Source organism: Agrobacterium sp. 5Ca39, assembly GCF_055382365.1.
Map to the genome: position 1 here is coordinate 2,041,073 of NZ_AP026437.1, position 16,717 is coordinate 2,057,789.

Consider the following 16,717-nt stretch of genomic DNA (forward strand, 5'->3'; position numbering starts at 1 on the left):
AGCATCTCTTGTCTTCCTTCGAAAGACGATCCTATAAAGGAAGAATAGCAAGGAAGGTTCGAATGCAGGGCACAGAGATCGCAAGCCTTATCCACCGCGTCGGCATGGGTGATCGTTCAGCATTCGTCTCGCTTTACCAGGCAACAAGCCCGAAGCTTTTTGCGATCTGCCTGAAAATCCTGCGGGACAGAACGGACGCCGAGGAGGCGCTGCAGGAAATTTATATCAAGGTGTGGCAGCGCGCCCGCACATTTGCCGCTAGTGCCGGCAAACCGGCGACATGGCTCGCCACCATCGCGCGCAACCACGCCATAGACACGATTCGCGCCCGCAGACCTGCTGGCGATGACATTGACGAGGCATATGACCTCGTCGACGAAAGCGTTCGCGATCCTGAACAGCATGTTGTTCTGGCGGATGAAGGTCGCAGGATCGACGACTGCATGCGGGAACTTGAGACTGTGCACGCACAGGCAATACGCCGGGCCTATGTCGAGGGTCTGAGCTATCTCGAACTCGCCGACGAATTACGGGTGCCACTGAATACGGTTAGAACCTGGCTGCGGCGCAGTCTTCTCAAACTCAGAGAGTGCATGCAGCGATGACGACGGGCGACCACAGCGGCGGAATGCACTCGCGCGATGAAATACTCGCAGGCGAATATGTGCTCGGTGTCCTGCCGCTTGAAAAGCGCCGCGAAGTGGAACAGCGTATCCAGGAGGACAGGGTCTTCGCGCAACTGGTGCAGCGCTGGGAGACCGAGTTTTCAGACTTTAACGCCGATTACCAGGAAGAGACGCCCAGCGCCGCTATTCTTGCCCGTATTCAAGAGCGTCTGTTCGGCAGCAGAGCGGTCAACACGAATGGCACCTTGTGGAACTCCGCATCTTTCTGGCGCTGGATATCTGTGGCCACCAGCGCAACCGCCGTGGCTGCCGTCGTTTATGCCGCGTTCCCGGAACAACGGGACGGCACAAGCCCGCTTGTGGCCGAGCTTGCGACAACCGACAGCCAGGTCAATCTCCTCGCGTCCTACGACGCGGAATCGGGCCGAATGCGTATCGTTCCCGTGGCGACCGGAAAGACGGACGAAAAGTCACTGGAACTGTGGCTCGTCATGGACGGCGGCAAGACCCGCTCGCTCGGCGTTTTCCAGCCCGGCACGAATGGCGACCTCGTCATTCCCGCCGACATGCGTGGCAATATAAAGGAAGGTACGACTTTCGCGATCAGTGTCGAACCATTCGGTGGTTCACCGACTGGTCAGGCAACCGGTCCGGTCATTGCTGTCGGCACCGCCCGGTGGGGTTGATGCCCCACTGGGCCGTCTGCAGCCGTGGTATTGTCATGCTGCTGCCGGAAAAGAAAGACGCAATTCCATGTCCAGCATGGCGCAAAATCCAGGACTGGCAAGGGTGATCCGCCGTATCTGAAGCGAAACGCCGCGCTGCTGCGGCCGTTCTCAATTTTACCGCCACCGCCATCCGTCTTTTCGCAACGTGCTGCAGCCCAACACGTAACCCACACCCGCGGCCAGGCAAAGTGAAGCCCAAGGACTTCTGCCGATCGCGCGGCGTGCGGCGCGGCGATTGATCCGGGCAACCGCATTTACAGACACCAAAGCCCGTGAAGCGGTTTCGCCAGCACGGACTTTCAAACTGTCGATCTCGGCGCGCAGTGCGTTTATCTCATCGCTCAATTGCGCTGCAAGGCTGTCATCGCGCTCCGCTACCTCTGCAAGCGCCGCGTCAACGAGGGGAGCGTCGGAGATTTGCGGCTGGACACCCGCGGGGTTCGGCTGTCCGTCGCCCTCTGATGCCGCGGGAACAGAACTGCCATGTTGTTGAAAGGTATTTTGGTTCATCGAAGCCTCCTTGATCAGCATCTAACCCGCGCCTCTCTCGGATGTTCCAGCAAGAATGATTGCTTTGCGTCGCGTAAAGCCCTGGCCGGTGGGTCTTGCGAACACTTGCTTCAGCTATCGCACAACACCGGGACCGCGCCTCGTCAGACGCCGCCGTCAATGGGTCTAACTGTCGAAGGTTCTTTAGAGGCCGGCGACGCGAGATAAGACACATCGCAGACAGGGAATCCGTCTTGAATCCGGTTTTGCCAGCGACGGCGATCGGGGGTGAAACTTTTTTGAGCGCGACGAGTTTGGTTCACGAGCAATGAAGCTCGCATTTCCCACATCATGCAGTCATCCGCCATGCGGAGAATCTGCCCCCTTTCGGAGGAGATACCGTGAACTCTATCATTTACCTAGTCGGGCTGGTCGTGGTCGTCCTGTTCATTCTCTCACTGTTGGGGTTACGCTAATGGTTGATCCAATCGTTACTGACGCCAATCGGAGCTACGTCGACTGGCCTGCCATTTTTGCCGGAGCGTTTATTGCCTCCGGGGCCATGGCGGTTCTCACCGCGTTTGCCAGCGGATTGGGACTGAGTTCAATCTCGGCGGACAATGGCGGTGAGATCAGTTCAGTCTGGCTGATCATAACCGGCCTCTTCGTAGTCATTTCCATGGTCGGCTCTTACATGCTGGGCGGTTACATCACCGGCCGGATGCGCAGACCCGCAGGGCAGGCGGACCGAAACGAATTGACCGTTCGTGACGGCCTGAATGGGCTGGTGGTTTGGGGGATTGGAACGGTCGTCTCGGCATTCCTGGCCCTGGGCGTTATTTCAGGTGGTGCAAGAGCTGTTGGAAGCGCCGCCCAGACAGCAATTGAGGCAACCGGAACGGCGGTTGGTGGAGCGGCGCAAGGCGTCGGACAGGTCGCCGGGGGAATCGTTTCAGGAGCCGGCAGTGCCGCTGGCGGTATCGCGCAAGGGGCCGGGCAGGCAGCAGCGCCCAGCATCGAGCAGATGCTTCCGCAGGGCCTCAGGGCCAATCCGCTCGATTATTTTACTGATACGCTGTTGCGAACGGATGGACAGGCAGCGTCGCCGCAGGCCGATCAAACCGTCGGTGACTACCAGCGGCAAATAAGCGGCATCCTGGGAAATCTGCTGTCGACAGGCGAAATTTCCGACGCTGACAGAAACTGGCTCACGACACAGATTGCTACGCGTACCGGCATCAGCCAGACCGATGCCCAGAACAGGGTCAATCAGACGGTGGAGCGGGTGCAGGCCGTACGGACGGAAGCGCAGCAAAAAGTCGATGAGGCCCAAAAGCGCGTCGACGAAATGAAGGCGCAGGCAGAGAAAGCGCTGGAGGATGCCAAGAGGCAGGCGGCTGACGTTGCGGAGAAAGCACGAATCACCGGCATTCTGACCGCATTTTTATTGGCAGCTTCAGCAATCGTGTCCTCTGCAGCAGCTTACATCGGCGCTGTTCACGGTGGTCGACATAGGGATGAAGGAAGAATCTGGGGCGGACTCGCCTACAGGAGATAGCCCTTCATATCTGCAAAGGAGTCCCGCCCGTCTCGGGCGGGGCCCCGATCATAAGCCATTCCGCGCTCTTCGGCCTCATTACGCCGCGCCATCATCATCCTTCGACATTTCCGCCTCAATGACGCAGATCACACCGCTCTTCTCGTAGACGAATTTCGTCTCGCCCTTCAATTCGGCGGACAGAAGCCGCTCGATGAGAGTCGAACCGAAACCCCTGCGCCGGGGCCGAGCAACCTCCGGCCCCCCTCGCTCCTCCCACACAATCCGCAGGCGGTTGTCTGCAAGAGGCTCGAATTGCCACGAGATGGATACCTGGCCGCCAGGCGCGGACAGTGCACCGTATTTTGCCGCGTTGGTCGCCAGTTCGTGGAGAGCAAGGGAAAGTGACACGACCGCTCTCGGGGGCAAGGGAACGCTAGGCCCGCCAATCTGAAAGGCGTCGACGGGATAAGGTGACAAGGCCTGCTGCATGACGGCCTTGAGATCTGCGTGCTGCCAATCGGCGTGCACCAGCAGGTCCTGCGCTCTGCTCAGCGACGCCAATCTGCTGGTGAAGGCTTCCACCTCCTCGTGGTTTGCCTTGTCGCGACCAAGCGTTTGTCTCGCAATTGCCGTCACAGTCGCAAGGACGTTCTTGACGCGATGATGGAGTTCATTGACGAGAATGGATTTCAGCCGCTCTGCATCCTTGCGGGCGGTGATGTCATGCGCCGTCTTGGAGGCGCCTATAACACGTCCGTTGGCGTCGCGGATCGGCGACACGCTGAGAAGCACCTCGACAAGCCGCCCGTCCTTTCGACGACGCTGCGTCTCGTAGGGTTCAACGAAACGGCCTGCCCTGACCTCCGTGAGGATCCTCGGCTCCTCTTCCTGCCTCCCATCCGGCACCAACATCAGCACCGACCGGCCGACGACTTCATCCTGCGAATAACCATAGAGCTTTTCCGCAGCTGCGTTCCAGCTGGTGATCTTCATATCGAGATCGATGCCCATAATCGCGTCATTGGAAGAGGCGATCATCGACGCGAGGTGTTTCTCGATCTCCTGCGCGTGTCGTCTCTCGCCGATATCGACCGAAATGGCGACAGCTTGCGACATGTTTCCCCCGTCATCGCGGATTGCGGAGACCGAGTTCGCGACCCACACCAGACTTCCGTCACCACGGACGTAGCGCTTTTCTATCTCGAAGCTTTCACCGGTCTGAACCATGTGCTGGAACAGGCGCTGGTTTTCGGGAAGATCGTCGGCAAACGTAATCTCCTGCATGCGGATGCCGATCAGCTCGTCCCTCGGCCGACCGACGATCCGACAGAAATGATCGTTCACGCTGAGGAGTTTTCCGGTCAGATCGCCGAGGGCTATGCCAGCGGCTGACTGCGCGAAGATGGCCCTTAGACGCTCCTCGCTCTCTCGCAAGGCCGCATCCGCCTTCACCCGCTCGGTCGTTTCGTTGACGATGCAGAACACACCACGCACGGTGCCATCCTGATCCGCGACCGGAGAATACGAAATGTCGAAGTACACCGTTTCGGGGTAACCGTGTCTTTCGATATAAAATGGCCTGTCTTTTGCGGCGACCGTTTCTCCCTTCGCGAGGACGCGCTGCAGCAGCGGCTCGAGGTCATCCCAGAGTTCGTTCCAGTATTCTCGGGCGGGTCTGCCGAATGCGTGTGGGTGCTTGTTGCCTATGGTTGGCGCGTAGGCGTCGTTGTAGAACGCGACAAACTCCGGCCCCCAGAACATCACGATCTGCGCATGTGAGGGAAGCATGATGCCGATGGCGGCATGCAGACAGGCAGGCCATTCCGATTTCGGGCCAAGTGGCCCTGATGCCCAGTCCACTGTGTCGAGGAGGCTGGATACGGGAACTGCGAGCGTGTTAACCTTGTCCAGGACGACGATCTCCACCTGAGGATTTATAGAAGTTAGCCTATAGAATTTTCGGGTGCGAGCAAAGTGTCTGTCACGGTTGCGGCATGTTTCCTATGTCTGACCGTCGATATCAGCCGAAAGTCATCATGGCCGATCGTATTTCAATCAAGGCCCCATATATCTCAATCCGAGCGGCCCACCCCCGATCACCTCCGCCTGACTTTTGCAGTCCAGAGTCCTTTTTGGTGTGTCACTGGACCGTCTCGCTGCACTGCATGAACACACGCATGAAGGAGCGAGATGAAACTGCTTGCAAGCTATTTGGCCCGGCTTAAGAACGATACGCGTCACGTCAGCGATAACCGCGCTGCCTTTTAAATAAACCTCCGTGCGGCACCGGAGTGCTGCCAAACCGTATTATGATTGGCTACTTCGCCCCGAACCGCGGACGATACCTGCCGGGCCCCGTCACGAAATACAAAAACAGGCCCCAACGATAGCCAGATTCTTGAAGAATTGCCCCTGCTGGGCAGAGCGCGCCTCTTCCGGGAAAGACGAGAACGCATGGCTGAGCAAGGTGGCGACATAGGTAAAAGCCAGCAGTATCGCACCTGTTTCCCGGGCCCTTACCCCGAATATCAAGGCAGCGGCACCGAGGATTTCTACCAAAATCACAAGATATACGACGAGGCCGGAAAAAGGCACGCCCTTTGCGGCCAAAGAACCCGCAAAGCCGAAAATTTCGAAGAGCTTGCCGACACCGGCCTGCAGAAAGAGCGCGCTGATCGAAAGGCGCCCAAGAAGAATTATCGCATCATTTATCTTTGCAGTCATTGGAAGTTGCTGTTGAATCTTGCTTCGGCACTCTCGGCAGATTTATCATCGCGCCGCGCCTGTGGGCGCTACGAAGCGGCATGATCCATGCCGCCTTCCCTTCACGGCGCGGGCTGCTGCCATCCGTACGCGCGCTTCTGGACTTCCTGGCGGATGAATATACAAGACTTTCGGCTTTCGAGAGAAAGCAAATCTTACCGTGAACCCCGCACAGGTGACCGTTGAACGCGCACGCTGGTTTCTGCGCACGTTGCGTAGTCAACGGTCAAACGGCCCCAATCCAGTATCAGTTTCTCCCGATCCTCACCTTTAGGCTGCTGCCTGGACGCCGCTTGCAGCTATCGATCAGGTTCCGCCGACCGAATGGAATGGCGTTGTTGTCGCCCGCGCCAACCATACGCAAGACAAGGAATCGTGCGCCGAACCGGCAGCCACGTGCCGCCGCGTATCAGGCCCTAGCGATTTGCCATACAGCGATCGCAGCTATTGCAGCCGGTATTGCGGCGACAATCAAGAAGATGGGCAGTTCCTGCATCACCGTGTAACCCGCTTTGGTCACGCCCACCCACATATTAACCAGCGCCATCGCAAGCCAGAGGGGAATGAAAGCTTTCGCGGCGACAGCCACACTTGCCGGATCCTCGCCCCACAGCCAACCGAACAGGCAGAATACACCGAACAGGGCAATGCCGCCCAGAATCACCAACATCATATGCATGATGCCAACCTTTCATGCCTCGCAGGCGAGAACGGGCGCTGAAGCCCGTTCCCCCAGTCGTTACTTGGTCGTATAACCGCCGTTGACGAGAATGGTTTGGCCCGTCATCCACCAACCATCCGAGACCATAAAACGGATGTAGGGGACGATGTCCTCGATGTCGGTAAGTCCCGTCTTGGAGAAACCGGAGAGCGCCGCCGCGGTCTTGTGGTAGGCGACGGCATCCGCTCCCTCGGCGGGATAGAAAAACGGGGTGTCCATCGGGCCGGGCCCGATCGCCGTGACCGAGATGCCGCGCTCACCGAACTCCTTCGAGGCTGCGCGGGTGAAATGCTCGACCGGCGCCTTGGTGCCGGCATAGCTCGCATAGAAAGGTGTGAACGCGCCGAGCAATGAGGTCACCAGCGTTACCAGCTTGCCGTTGTCATTAAGGTGCCTGCCGGCTTCCTTGATGAAGAAGAACGCGGTTTTCGCGTTGACGGCACTCATTTCATCATATTCGGCTTCAGATATCTCCAGGATTGGCTTCTTAAGGACCTTACCCACCGTGTTGATTGCAATGTCAGGGCGGCCGATGGCAGCGACAGCCTCGCCGAACAGCTTTTCGACGGCGCCCGCCGTTGTCAGGTCGGCTTGCAATGCCACTGCCTCGGCACCGGCCGCCTTGACTGCGGCCACTGTTGCATCCGCCTCCCCTTTGGTGGCAGCGCTGTTATAGTGGATCGCGATTGCTTTTGCGCCGTGTGAGGCGAGATCGCGTGCTATCAGCCCGCCCAAATTCTTGGCGCCCCCGGCGATGATGACGGTTTTACCCTTGATGCTGTGATCGGTCATGGATGGCCTCCTTTTGCAGATGGGCAGCCGCATCTGCGCCCGCCGTCGCCAGCCAGAGTATCGTCTGGATTTTCGTGATAAAGTCATCCATTCTGGTTTCACTTGTTTGAAACCCCGCACAATCTGAGGCTCTTGTGGATCGCATCGACCTCTTTCGTGTGTTCACCCGCGTTGTGGAGTGCTCAAGCTTTACACGTGCAGCAGACACACTCGGCCTGCCACGGTCTACGGTTTCGGCTGCCGTTCTGGAACTCGAGGCGCGGGTCGGCGCCCGCCTGCTTCACCGGACCACCCGCAAGGTTTCAGCGACGCAGGATGGGTTGGCTTTTTACGAGAGGTGCCAGCGCATTGTCTCGGATGTCGAGGACACCGAGAACATCTTCCGACAAACCATCTCACGGCCATCGGGCAGGCTGAGGATCGACGTTCCGGGCCGGATCGGCCGGTTGATAATCGCGCCCGCCTTGCCGGATTTCCTTCATCGATTCCCTTTGATCGATATCGAGCTGGGGGTTACCGACCGCGCAGTCAATCTCATTGAAGAGAGTGTGGATTGCGTTTTGCGGGTCGGTGCATTGACCGACTCCGGTTTGATCGCGCGACAGATAGGCAGGCTGCCACTCATCAACGTCGGCAGCCCAGCCTATTTTGCCGCGCATGGCACACCTTTCGCCCCGGACGATCTGTCGCAACATTGGGCAATTAACTACGCATCTCCTTCCACGGGGAGAATTGAAAGCTGGGAATGGCTGGAAAACGACACCGTTCGCTCGATGTCTATGCGTGCCCGCGTGACGGTCAACAGTGCAGAGGCCTATATTGCATGTTGTCTGGCAGGAATGGGTCTTATTCAGATACCTGCCTACGACGTCCGAGATCACTTGCAAAACGGCGCCCTGATCGAGGTGATGCCGGATTACAGGGCCCAATCCCTGCCCATGGCGCTGCTCTATCCACACAGGCAGCACCTCTCCCATCGTTTGCAGGTCTTCATAGACTGGTTGGAGGCACTGCTTAAGCGGGAGCTCCTGAGCGACGCCATTCTTCTTGAGGATTGACCTGGGGCCGAGACCAGAATGAGATTGTCCGGCAGCGGACCGATCACGCAAGACAACTGACACTCAGGCAAATCACCACCGCGATAATGCTGGCGGCGAAGGCTCCATGACGCGCCCTCAACGCATGTGTCACCTTCCGGCATGATGGACACAGGCCGAAACAGTCATCATAGTGCAGGAATAGAGCGACGCCACCGTCCGTCAGTGAATGGCGTCACGGGCAGAGACCGACTCTTTCCGAGAGCGAAGAGAAAGTTCGGGCAACCATCCCTGCCTCGGCCATTATGGGATTCACTGGCCTGCCGGCTCAGCTGGATGCTCTTCTCATGTTAACGCGGTGCGCCGCGCTGGAGGACAAGGCGAATGAAAACGAGATTTCTCGGTGGGACTGTCCTCGCTTTGGTGCTCTCCACCGCAATTGCCTCCGCTCAGCAGGCCTCTGACACTGTCGCGCCCGAAAAAGCGACGGGAGCTGCAACTGCCAGACGTGTCGAGTCAAAGAGCTTCATGGTCGCCGCGGCCAATCCGCTCGCGGCTGAGGCGGGACGCGAGGTGATCGCAGCGGGCGGAAACGCCATAGATGCGATGTTGGCGGTGCAGACCGTGCTGGGCCTTGTCGAACCGCAGAGTTCCGGTCTCGGCGGCGGTGCCTTCCTGGTTTATTACCATGCAAAAAGCGGCAAGTTGACGACGTTGGACGGCCGCGAGACGGCGCCACGGGAAGCTACGCCTAAGCTCTTCCTGGATGATAAAGGTCAGCCGCTTAAATTCCTGGACGCAGTCATTGGCGGCCGTTCCGTTGGCACGCCGGGAACGGTGCGACTTCTGGAGGAAGCCCATAAACGGTATGGAAAAGCGGAATGGGCGAGCCTTCTGAAGCCCGCCGAAAAGCTGGCGACCGAGGGGTTCAAAGTATCACCGCGTCTTGCCTCCCTCATCGCTTCGGAGGGCGACCGGCTGAAGAAATATGCAGAAGCCCGGTCATATTTCTTCGACGCCTCAGGGGCCGCCCTGCAAACCGGTGCCGTGTTGAAGAATCCGGCCTATGCGGAAACGCTTGCCGTGCTTGCCAAAGGCGGTGCCGACGCTTTTTACAAGGGGACAATCGCCGAAGCGATCGTCAAGACCGTGCGCGAAGCCGCCGACAATCCGGGCGTCTTGTCGCTGACCGACCTGTCCAACTATCGTGTGATCGAGCGCGCACCGGTCTGCTTCAATTATCGCGCTCTTGATGTGTGCGGGATGGGACCGCCGTCTTCGGGTGCCGTCGCCGTCGGTCAAATACTCGGCCTGTCGGAGAATTTCGACCTGAAGAGCCTGGGGCCGAAGAATGTCGAAAGCTGGCGCATTATCGGCGATGCGCAACGCCTCGCCTTTGCCGACCGCGAGCGTTATGTCGCTGACGCCGATTTCGTCCCCCTGCCGATCAAGGGCCTGCTGGACAAGAGCTACCTAAGCGAAAGGGCAAAGCTGCTCGATGGCGACAAGGCGTTGGCCAAGGATGCCGTCAAGGCCGGCGAACCTGAATGGGACCACGCGCTCCTTTTGGGCCGGGATGCGGCGCTCGAGTTGCCCTCCACGAGCCATTTTGTCATTGCCGACAAGGACGGCAATGTGGTCTCTATGACGACGACAATCGAAAACGGCTTCGGCTCGCGTCTGATGACGAATGGTTTCCTGCTCAATAACGAGTTGACAGACTTCTCGTTCAAGACTCACGACGGCGGCCTGCCGGTCGCCAACCGCGTTGAGCCCGGTAAACGGCCGCGCTCGTCGATGGCCCCGACTATCGTGATGAAGGATGGAAGACCCCTGCTCGCCATTGGTTCACCCGGCGGCAGCCAGATCATCGGCTATGTGGCACAGGCGCTGATCGCCTACATTGACTGGGGCATGCCCGTTGAGGCGATCGTCGCCCAGCCACATCTCATCAACCGGTTTGGCACATACGATATCGAGGCCGGCACCAGCGCAGAAGATCTGGTGGGATCGCTCAAGGCGCTGGGTTACGAGGTAAAACCGGGTGAAATGAATTCCGGTTTGCATGCCATTGAGATGACCCCCAAGGGGTTGGCCGGCAGCGCCGATCCCCGGCGCGAGGGAGCCGTTGTCGGAGAGTGAATGCGTCACGGCCACGAGCACCAGAACAGCGTGGAGGGTGTCTATCCGCCAAGATTGCAGGCACGAGGCGACAGTTCCCATATGATCTGGATACCTGACTAACGCCGCAGCCCATCCATGACCAGCCGGACGATCCTGTGCGCGCGGTCACGCCAATCCGGCCCTTCCGGTATGGAATAGATGCCGAAGAGCGCGTTCAGGACATCCGCACCTGCGATGTCTCCCTTTACGGCGTCAGCCTTGACGGCATTGTCGAGTAGCTCCTCGAACGCCGTATGCAACAGCTTCGAGCCCTCCGCAAAAAGGGCGGAGTTGGAGGTGAACAGGAGTTTCAGACTGTTGGCCATGCCTCTTTTTGCCGCCATGTAGCTAACAAACCGGTTCATCCATTCTTCAACGGCTTTCGCGGGCTCTTCTTCCCGGATCAGGTCGCGCGCGGCCGTCGCAAGAATTTCCAGCTCGCGCCGATAGACGCCCTCCACCAGATGTTCGCGCGTCGGGAAGTGCCGGTACAGCGTCCCTATGCCAACGCCTGCACGCCTGGCAATATCTTCCAGCGAAGCCGCCGCGCCCTGCTCTGAAAATGCCAGCGCCGCGACTTCAATCAGCTTTTCCCGATTTCGCCGGGCGTCTGCACGCAAAGGGGCCGGTTCAACCGGAGGCGTCTGCTCCTTGGGCACGTGAAAGGCCGCTCCATTAAAAAATAGCTTGACGGACGACTGCAAGCCACTAAGTTAAACGGAGGCGCCTCCGTTTATGGGTGCGCCATTCGCTTCTTTAAATCAGATATGAGGCGGATGTCATGCCGAAATCAACGATTGGCGCTGATGAGCTCCCGACAACTCCAGAGTTCCTGAGGAACTTAACCTTCTGTCGCTCATTCTGATGTCACAATGCAGGAGGCACTTATGACACGATCGGCCGATAGCATCAGACATAACGATAATCCCGCAGATTGGTTGCGTCGCAGTGCCGATGCCTCAATCTTGGCAACACCTCAGCAAGCTTTTTCCACTGACAGGGCCTACGACGTCCTGAACTTTGCCATCGAGACCATGAAGGCAGGGCTTGAGGTGGCGCTGTGCACCTTGGTGGAAATACGCGGAGGCTCGTCCCGGCCGCTTGGCGCGCATATGGCGGTCGCGGAGGATGGCAGGTACTGCGGATATGTTTCTGGCGGATGCACGGAAGCGGCTATCGCCGCCGAAGCCTTGCAAGCGATGAAGAGCGGCCATGATCGCTTCGTCATGCTGGGCGAAGGCTCGCCGTTCTTCGATATCGTGCTGCCCTGCGGAGGCGGCATTACGGTTGCGATTCATCTTGTCAGGAACGTTGAACCGCTCTGTTCCACCAACATGCAGGTCGATCACCGGCAATGCGCATCTCTTTGTTATGCACCGGGTCTCGAGCAACTTTCGCCCGGCCTCCAGAGCAAGCCGACCGGCTGGGATGGCGATGTCTTCGTCACCCACTATCGGCCAAAAGTACGGACGGTTTTTTCCGGGCGCTCGCTCGAAGTGGAAAACGCCGTCAGCGTCGCGAGAGCTGCAGGATACGACGTTGTTCTCCTTGAGGATTCGCCGGGAACCAACATCGATGCATCGTTGATTGATCCCGACACGGCCGTTGCAGTTCTCCAGCATGACCTGGATCGGGAAATCCCGTTACTTGAGGCCGCTCTGCGCGCATCGCCTTTTTACATTGGCGCACTCGGCAGTTCCCGCACCCATGAGAAACGCGTCGAGCGATTGCGCCAGAGGGGTCATTCGGATGAGTCAATCGCCCGGATCAAGGCTCCGATCGGCGTTTTCGGGCGGGCAAGAGACGCTCAGTCACTGGCGCTGTCGGTCATCGCCGACATCGCAGCGTCGCGACAGCTCAACGTAACAAACAGCTAGAGCAGAAGGTCGTCGAATCAACAAGCCGACGGCTGGTCACAGGCAAACCATTACCGTGAGTTCCATGGGTGCCGCGACAGATCCTCCAGCGCGGGCCTTCAGACGAGGGAGATGTCCAATGCGATTTAACATCAACGGAACGGCAGTGGAGGTCGAGGCAGACATCCGCACTTCGCTGCTTGATCTCATGCGCAACTATCTGGGATTTACCGGCACCAAGAAAGGGTGTGATCAAGGCGCATGCGGCGCGTGCACCGTTCTGGTGGATGGCGAGCGCATCAATTCCTGTCTCGCGCTCGCGGTCCAGTATCAGGGGCGTAACATCACGACTGTCGAGGGCCTCGCCGCAAACGGCAACCTTCATCCCCTGCAAAAAGCCTTCATAGAGCATGACGGCTTTCAATGCGGCTATTGCACACCCGGCCAACTCTGTTCCGCCGTCGGCATGGCGGGAGAAATTGAACGAAACATTCCGAGCGTCGTCACCGCCGATCTTTCGAGCGACAGCATCGCCGTCGACGACACCGAGATTCGCGAACGCATGAGCGGCAATCTCTGTCGCTGCGGAGCCTATAACGGCATCGTTGAAGCCATATCTGAAGCGCTGGTGCAGCAGACGGCGGTCCAAACCGATGAGAGGGCACGGGCATGAATATCTTCTCCTATCACCAGGCATCTGATGCTGGGTCGGCGATCGCGCTCAAACAGGCCGGGCCGGCGGCGAAATATCTGGGCGGCGGCACCAATCTTGTCGATCTCATGCGCGAGACGGTCGAAAGACCGGAAACGCTGATCGATGTCACGCGGCTATCGAGCAACATCGAACAGCGCACCGATGGCAGCCTGCTGATCGGAGCGGGGGTGAAGAACACGGCGCTCGCGGCCCATGGCGCGGTGCGGACCCAATTCCCGGTTCTCTCCCGGGCCATCCTGGCAGGAGCAAGCGCGCAGATTCGAAACGTCGCGACGGTCGGAGGCAATATCCTCCAACGCACCCGGTGTCGGTATTTCTATGACAATGCCGCCCATTGCAACAAGCGTGAACCGAGTTCGGGCTGCGACGCGCTGGAAGGTTTCAACCGCTACCACGCAATCCTTGGGGCATCTCAAAGCTGCATCGCGACCCATCCTTCAGACATGTGCGTTGCGCTCGTCGCACTGGATGCAATGGTGCACCTTGAGGGGCCATCCGGCACGCGCAGCCTGCCGCTGCGCGATCTTCACCGTCTGCCGGGCGACACACCCCAGATAGAAACGGCACTTCATCCGGACGAGCTCATCACGGCCGTCGAAATCCCAGCGCTGCCTTTTGCAAAAAGATCCGCTTACCGAAAGGTCAGGGACCGTGCGAGTTACGCCTTCGCTCTCGTTTCCGTCGCCGCGGCGCTTGATGTCGATAGCGCAGGTAACGTGAACGACGTGAGGCTGGCGCTCGGCGGCGTCGCGCACAAGCCGTGGCGCGCTCTCACGGCTGAATCGCATCTTAAAGGCCAGCCGGCAAACGCGAAGAGTTTCCGCGCTGCGGCGGAGGCCGAACTCGCGGACGCTGTCGGTTTACGAGACAATGCTTTCAAGATCGAACTGGCAAAACGCACTATTGTCGCCGTTCTGGAAGAACTGAAGGGAGAAAACGCATGAGCGCTGATACCCACACGCTGCCGGAAGCGGGCAGACAAGGTCGCTGGCAACCTGCCGTTACGAAAGACCCGCTGCTGCGCAAACATGGCGCCCTCGGGCAATCCATATCGCGCATCGAAGGTCCCATGAAGGTTCAGGGCAGGACGCGATTTGCGGCGGAGTTTCCCTATGACAACATCAGCTATGCGGCGCTCGCTTTCAGCACCGTTGCCCGCGGTCGCATCTCCGAGCTGAATGTGAGTGCAGCGGAGGCCGCGCCCGGCGTCATTCTCGTCATGACCTACAGAAACGCACCGAGGATGAAGGCGCCGTCGCTGATGATGTCGTCTCCGACAGCTGCCGGGGCGAGCAATCTTCCCGTCATGCAAAACGACGAAATCCACTGGAACGGTCAGCCGATCGCTCTGGTTCTGGCCGAAACGCAGGAACAGGCGGATTACGCTGCATCGTTGGTCACGGCAAAGTATGAACTGCTGCCGGCGGTCACGTCCTTCGATGAAGCCAAGAAATCGCCCAGGCAGCTCGAAAACCTGCTTGGTCAGCCTCCATTTGTTGAAATCGGCGACGCGGAAGCCGCGCTTGCAAATTCGGAGGTGAAGGTCGATCTCATCTACAGAACACCACGACACAATCACAATGCCATAGAACTGCATGCAGCAACGATCGTCTGGAACGATGATGAGCTGCGCGTTCATGACGCGAGCCAGCTGCTAGACCTCACCACAGGCCAGCTCGCGGATATATTCGGGCTCGATATCAGCAAGGTCCATGTAACCTCGCCCTATGTCGGCGGCGGCTTCGGTGGGAAATGTTTCTGGGATCATCAGATCCTGGCTTGCGCGGCAGCCAAACTTGCGGGGCGCCCCGTGCGCATCATGCTGTCGCGGGAAGGTGTCTTCAGGATCATAGGCGGTCGCACCGTAACCGAACAGCGCGTGGCCTTGGGTGCCAGGACCGATGGAACACTTAATGCGTTGATCCACACCGGAACCGCGGCGATGACGACGCACAATTCCTGTCCGGAACAATTCACCTTTCCGGCCCGCCATCTCTATGGCGCCAGAACGTTCCGCATCGGTCAGGATGTCGCCGATCTGGACATGCTGGCAAATACTTTCATGCGTGCGCCGGGCGAGTCCGTCGGGACTTTCGCACTTGAATGTGCACTGGATGAACTCGCGGAGAAATTGGAACTGGATCCCATCGAGCTGCGCCGGCGGATCGAGCCGGAAAAGGACCCGACGACCGGCAAGCCGTTCTCGTCGCGCTATCTCATCGAAGCTTACGACAAGGGCGCAGAGCAATTCGGCTGGGATAAAAGGAGCCGGACACCACGTCAAAGACGTGAAGGCGAATGGCTTATCGGCATGGGATGCGCCACCGCGACCTATCCTTACCATCGCTTTCCCGGCGGCGCGGCCCGGATCAAGCTGACAGAAGACGGCCATGTTACCGTGTCGACGGCCGTCCATGACATGGGTATGGGCACCGCCACGGCTCAGGTGCAGCACCTGGCGGCACGACTGGGCCTGCCGCTCGAGCATGTCACGTTCGAGTATGGCGACAGCAGACTGCCGAGAGGCGTGATCGCCGGAGGCTCCACTCAGACCGCCTCCATAGGCGGGGCGATCATTGCCGCAACCGAGGTCTTCATGGAAGAGCTGATCAAGCTTGCCGGGAATGACTCGCCCCTTGCGGGGCTGTCGCTTCCTGAAGTCGAGGCGAGAGATGGTGGGCTATCGCATGTGAGCGATAGCAGCCGGTTTGAGAGCTACCAATCGATCCTCCAGAGGGCGGGTCGAGAAGAGCTCGTCTGCGAGGCAGAGGCACCAGCGCCAGCCGAAATGGAAGCTTTTTCAATGCATTCCTATGGTGCGCAGTTCTGCGAGGTGCGCGTCAGCACACTCACCGGCGAGACGCGCGTCTCCCGCTTCCTGGGTTCCTTTGACGCCGGGCAGATCCTCAATCCCAAAATGGCGACCAGCCAGTTCAAAGGCGGCATCATAATGGGCATCGGGCTTGCCCTGACCGAAGAAACCTATTTCGATGAGCGGACTGGACGCATCGTGAACGCCTCCCTGGCGGATTATCATGTGCCGGTGCAGATGGACGTACCGCCTATTGAAATCCTCTACACCAACAAGCCCGACCCGCAGGCGCCGATGGGCGCTCGCGGCATCGGTGAAATCGGTATAACAGGGGTTGGCGCAGCCGTTGCAAATGCAGTCTATAACGCAACGGGTATTCGTGTTCGCGATCTGCCCGTCACCCTGGACAAGCTGATGGCCCGTCTCGACTGACGCGTCCGACAACATCAACGCCCTCAGCATTTCCGCCCCGGTC

Annotated in this window: 15 protein-coding genes; 9 read left to right on the forward strand and 6 right to left on the reverse strand. The window is 58.9% G+C overall.

All coding sequences use genetic code 11. From position 1 onward, the window contains the following. The first annotated feature begins 62 nt into the window (after positions 1 to 62). Both ACZ47E_RS23100 and ACZ47E_RS23105 read left to right on the forward strand, forming a co-directional pair. Positions 63 to 605: a sigma-70 family RNA polymerase sigma factor gene (locus ACZ47E_RS23100; RefSeq protein ID WP_022563115.1), complete on the forward strand. Its 543-nt coding sequence runs from the start codon at positions 63 to 65 to the stop codon at positions 603 to 605. After that, positions 602 to 1,312: an anti-sigma factor gene (locus tag ACZ47E_RS23105; RefSeq protein WP_004445932.1), complete on the forward strand. Its 711-nt coding sequence runs from the start codon at positions 602 to 604 to the stop codon at positions 1,310 to 1,312. The genes ACZ47E_RS23100 and ACZ47E_RS23105 overlap by 4 nt, the downstream gene beginning before the upstream one ends. A 156-nt stretch (positions 1,313 to 1,468) precedes the next feature. Here the strand turns inward: ACZ47E_RS23105 and ACZ47E_RS23110 are convergent, their stop codons facing one another. Continuing rightward, on the reverse strand, positions 1,469 to 1,885 hold the full coding sequence (locus ACZ47E_RS23110; RefSeq protein ID WP_022563116.1) for a hypothetical protein: 417 nt from the start codon (positions 1,883 to 1,885) through the stop codon (positions 1,469 to 1,471). A 433-nt stretch (positions 1,886 to 2,318) separates the two neighbouring features. Between ACZ47E_RS23110 and ACZ47E_RS23115 the strand changes: the two genes are divergently transcribed. Beyond that, the gene (locus ACZ47E_RS23115; protein ID WP_060942251.1) at positions 2,319 to 3,401 is read left to right on the forward strand and encodes an ATP synthase subunit B family protein; all 1,083 of its coding nucleotides are present in this window, start codon (positions 2,319 to 2,321) and stop codon (positions 3,399 to 3,401) included. Between the two features lie 78 nt (positions 3,402 to 3,479). Here the strand turns inward: ACZ47E_RS23115 and ACZ47E_RS23120 are convergent, their stop codons facing one another. The 4 genes from ACZ47E_RS23120 to ACZ47E_RS23135 form a co-directional block, all read right to left on the reverse strand. Further along, entirely contained in the window at positions 3,480 to 5,309 is a 1,830-nt protein-coding gene (locus ACZ47E_RS23120; protein WP_082891344.1) for a PAS domain-containing sensor histidine kinase, read from the reverse strand. Positions 5,310 to 5,741: 432 nt separating this feature from the next. After that, positions 5,742 to 6,107, reverse strand: a complete 366-nt coding sequence (locus tag ACZ47E_RS23125) for a DoxX family protein (protein WP_278067641.1) — start codon at positions 6,105 to 6,107, stop codon at positions 5,742 to 5,744. A gap of 448 nt (positions 6,108 to 6,555) precedes the next feature. After that, positions 6,556 to 6,825: a hypothetical protein gene (locus ACZ47E_RS23130; protein WP_022563121.1), complete on the reverse strand. Its 270-nt coding sequence runs from the start codon at positions 6,823 to 6,825 to the stop codon at positions 6,556 to 6,558. 60 nt (positions 6,826 to 6,885) lie between these two features. Next, positions 6,886 to 7,659 (reverse strand): SDR family oxidoreductase, encoded by a 774-nt coding sequence (locus tag ACZ47E_RS23135; RefSeq protein ID WP_022563122.1) that lies wholly within the window; start codon positions 7,657 to 7,659, stop codon positions 6,886 to 6,888. 134 nt (positions 7,660 to 7,793) lie between these two features. Between ACZ47E_RS23135 and ACZ47E_RS23140 the strand changes: the two genes are divergently transcribed. Further along, positions 7,794 to 8,717, forward strand: coding sequence for a LysR family transcriptional regulator (locus ACZ47E_RS23140; protein ID WP_004445940.1), 924 nt, complete (start codon positions 7,794 to 7,796; stop codon positions 8,715 to 8,717). A gap of 363 nt (positions 8,718 to 9,080) precedes the next feature. Next, positions 9,081 to 10,838 carry a gamma-glutamyltransferase gene (gene ggt / locus ACZ47E_RS23145; protein WP_464017177.1) on the forward strand — a complete coding sequence of 586 codons (1,758 nt, stop codon included), beginning with the start codon at positions 9,081 to 9,083 and terminating at the stop codon, positions 10,836 to 10,838. A gap of 98 nt (positions 10,839 to 10,936) precedes the next feature. Here the strand turns inward: ggt and ACZ47E_RS23150 are convergent, their stop codons facing one another. Then, positions 10,937 to 11,518: a TetR/AcrR family transcriptional regulator gene (locus ACZ47E_RS23150; protein WP_022563124.1), complete on the reverse strand. Its 582-nt coding sequence runs from the start codon at positions 11,516 to 11,518 to the stop codon at positions 10,937 to 10,939. Positions 11,519 to 11,746: 228 nt separating this feature from the next. On the opposite strand from ACZ47E_RS23150, the gene ACZ47E_RS23155 reads away from it, so the two are divergent. From ACZ47E_RS23155 to ACZ47E_RS23170, 4 genes are all read left to right on the forward strand, one after another. Next, positions 11,747 to 12,736 carry an XdhC family protein gene (locus ACZ47E_RS23155; RefSeq protein WP_022563125.1) on the forward strand — a complete coding sequence of 330 codons (990 nt, stop codon included), beginning with the start codon at positions 11,747 to 11,749 and terminating at the stop codon, positions 12,734 to 12,736. 118 nt (positions 12,737 to 12,854) lie between these two features. After that, complete coding sequence (locus ACZ47E_RS23160; protein ID WP_022563126.1) at positions 12,855 to 13,388, forward strand: 2Fe-2S iron-sulfur cluster-binding protein; 534 nt, start codon at positions 12,855 to 12,857, stop codon at positions 13,386 to 13,388. Then, positions 13,385 to 14,374, forward strand: a complete 990-nt coding sequence (locus tag ACZ47E_RS23165) for an FAD binding domain-containing protein (protein WP_022563127.1) — start codon at positions 13,385 to 13,387, stop codon at positions 14,372 to 14,374. The genes ACZ47E_RS23160 and ACZ47E_RS23165 overlap by 4 nt, the downstream gene beginning before the upstream one ends. Then, positions 14,371 to 16,674, forward strand: a complete 2,304-nt coding sequence (locus ACZ47E_RS23170) for a xanthine dehydrogenase family protein molybdopterin-binding subunit (RefSeq protein WP_022563128.1) — start codon at positions 14,371 to 14,373, stop codon at positions 16,672 to 16,674. The genes ACZ47E_RS23165 and ACZ47E_RS23170 overlap by 4 nt, the downstream gene beginning before the upstream one ends. Positions 16,675 to 16,717 lie beyond the last annotated feature (43 nt).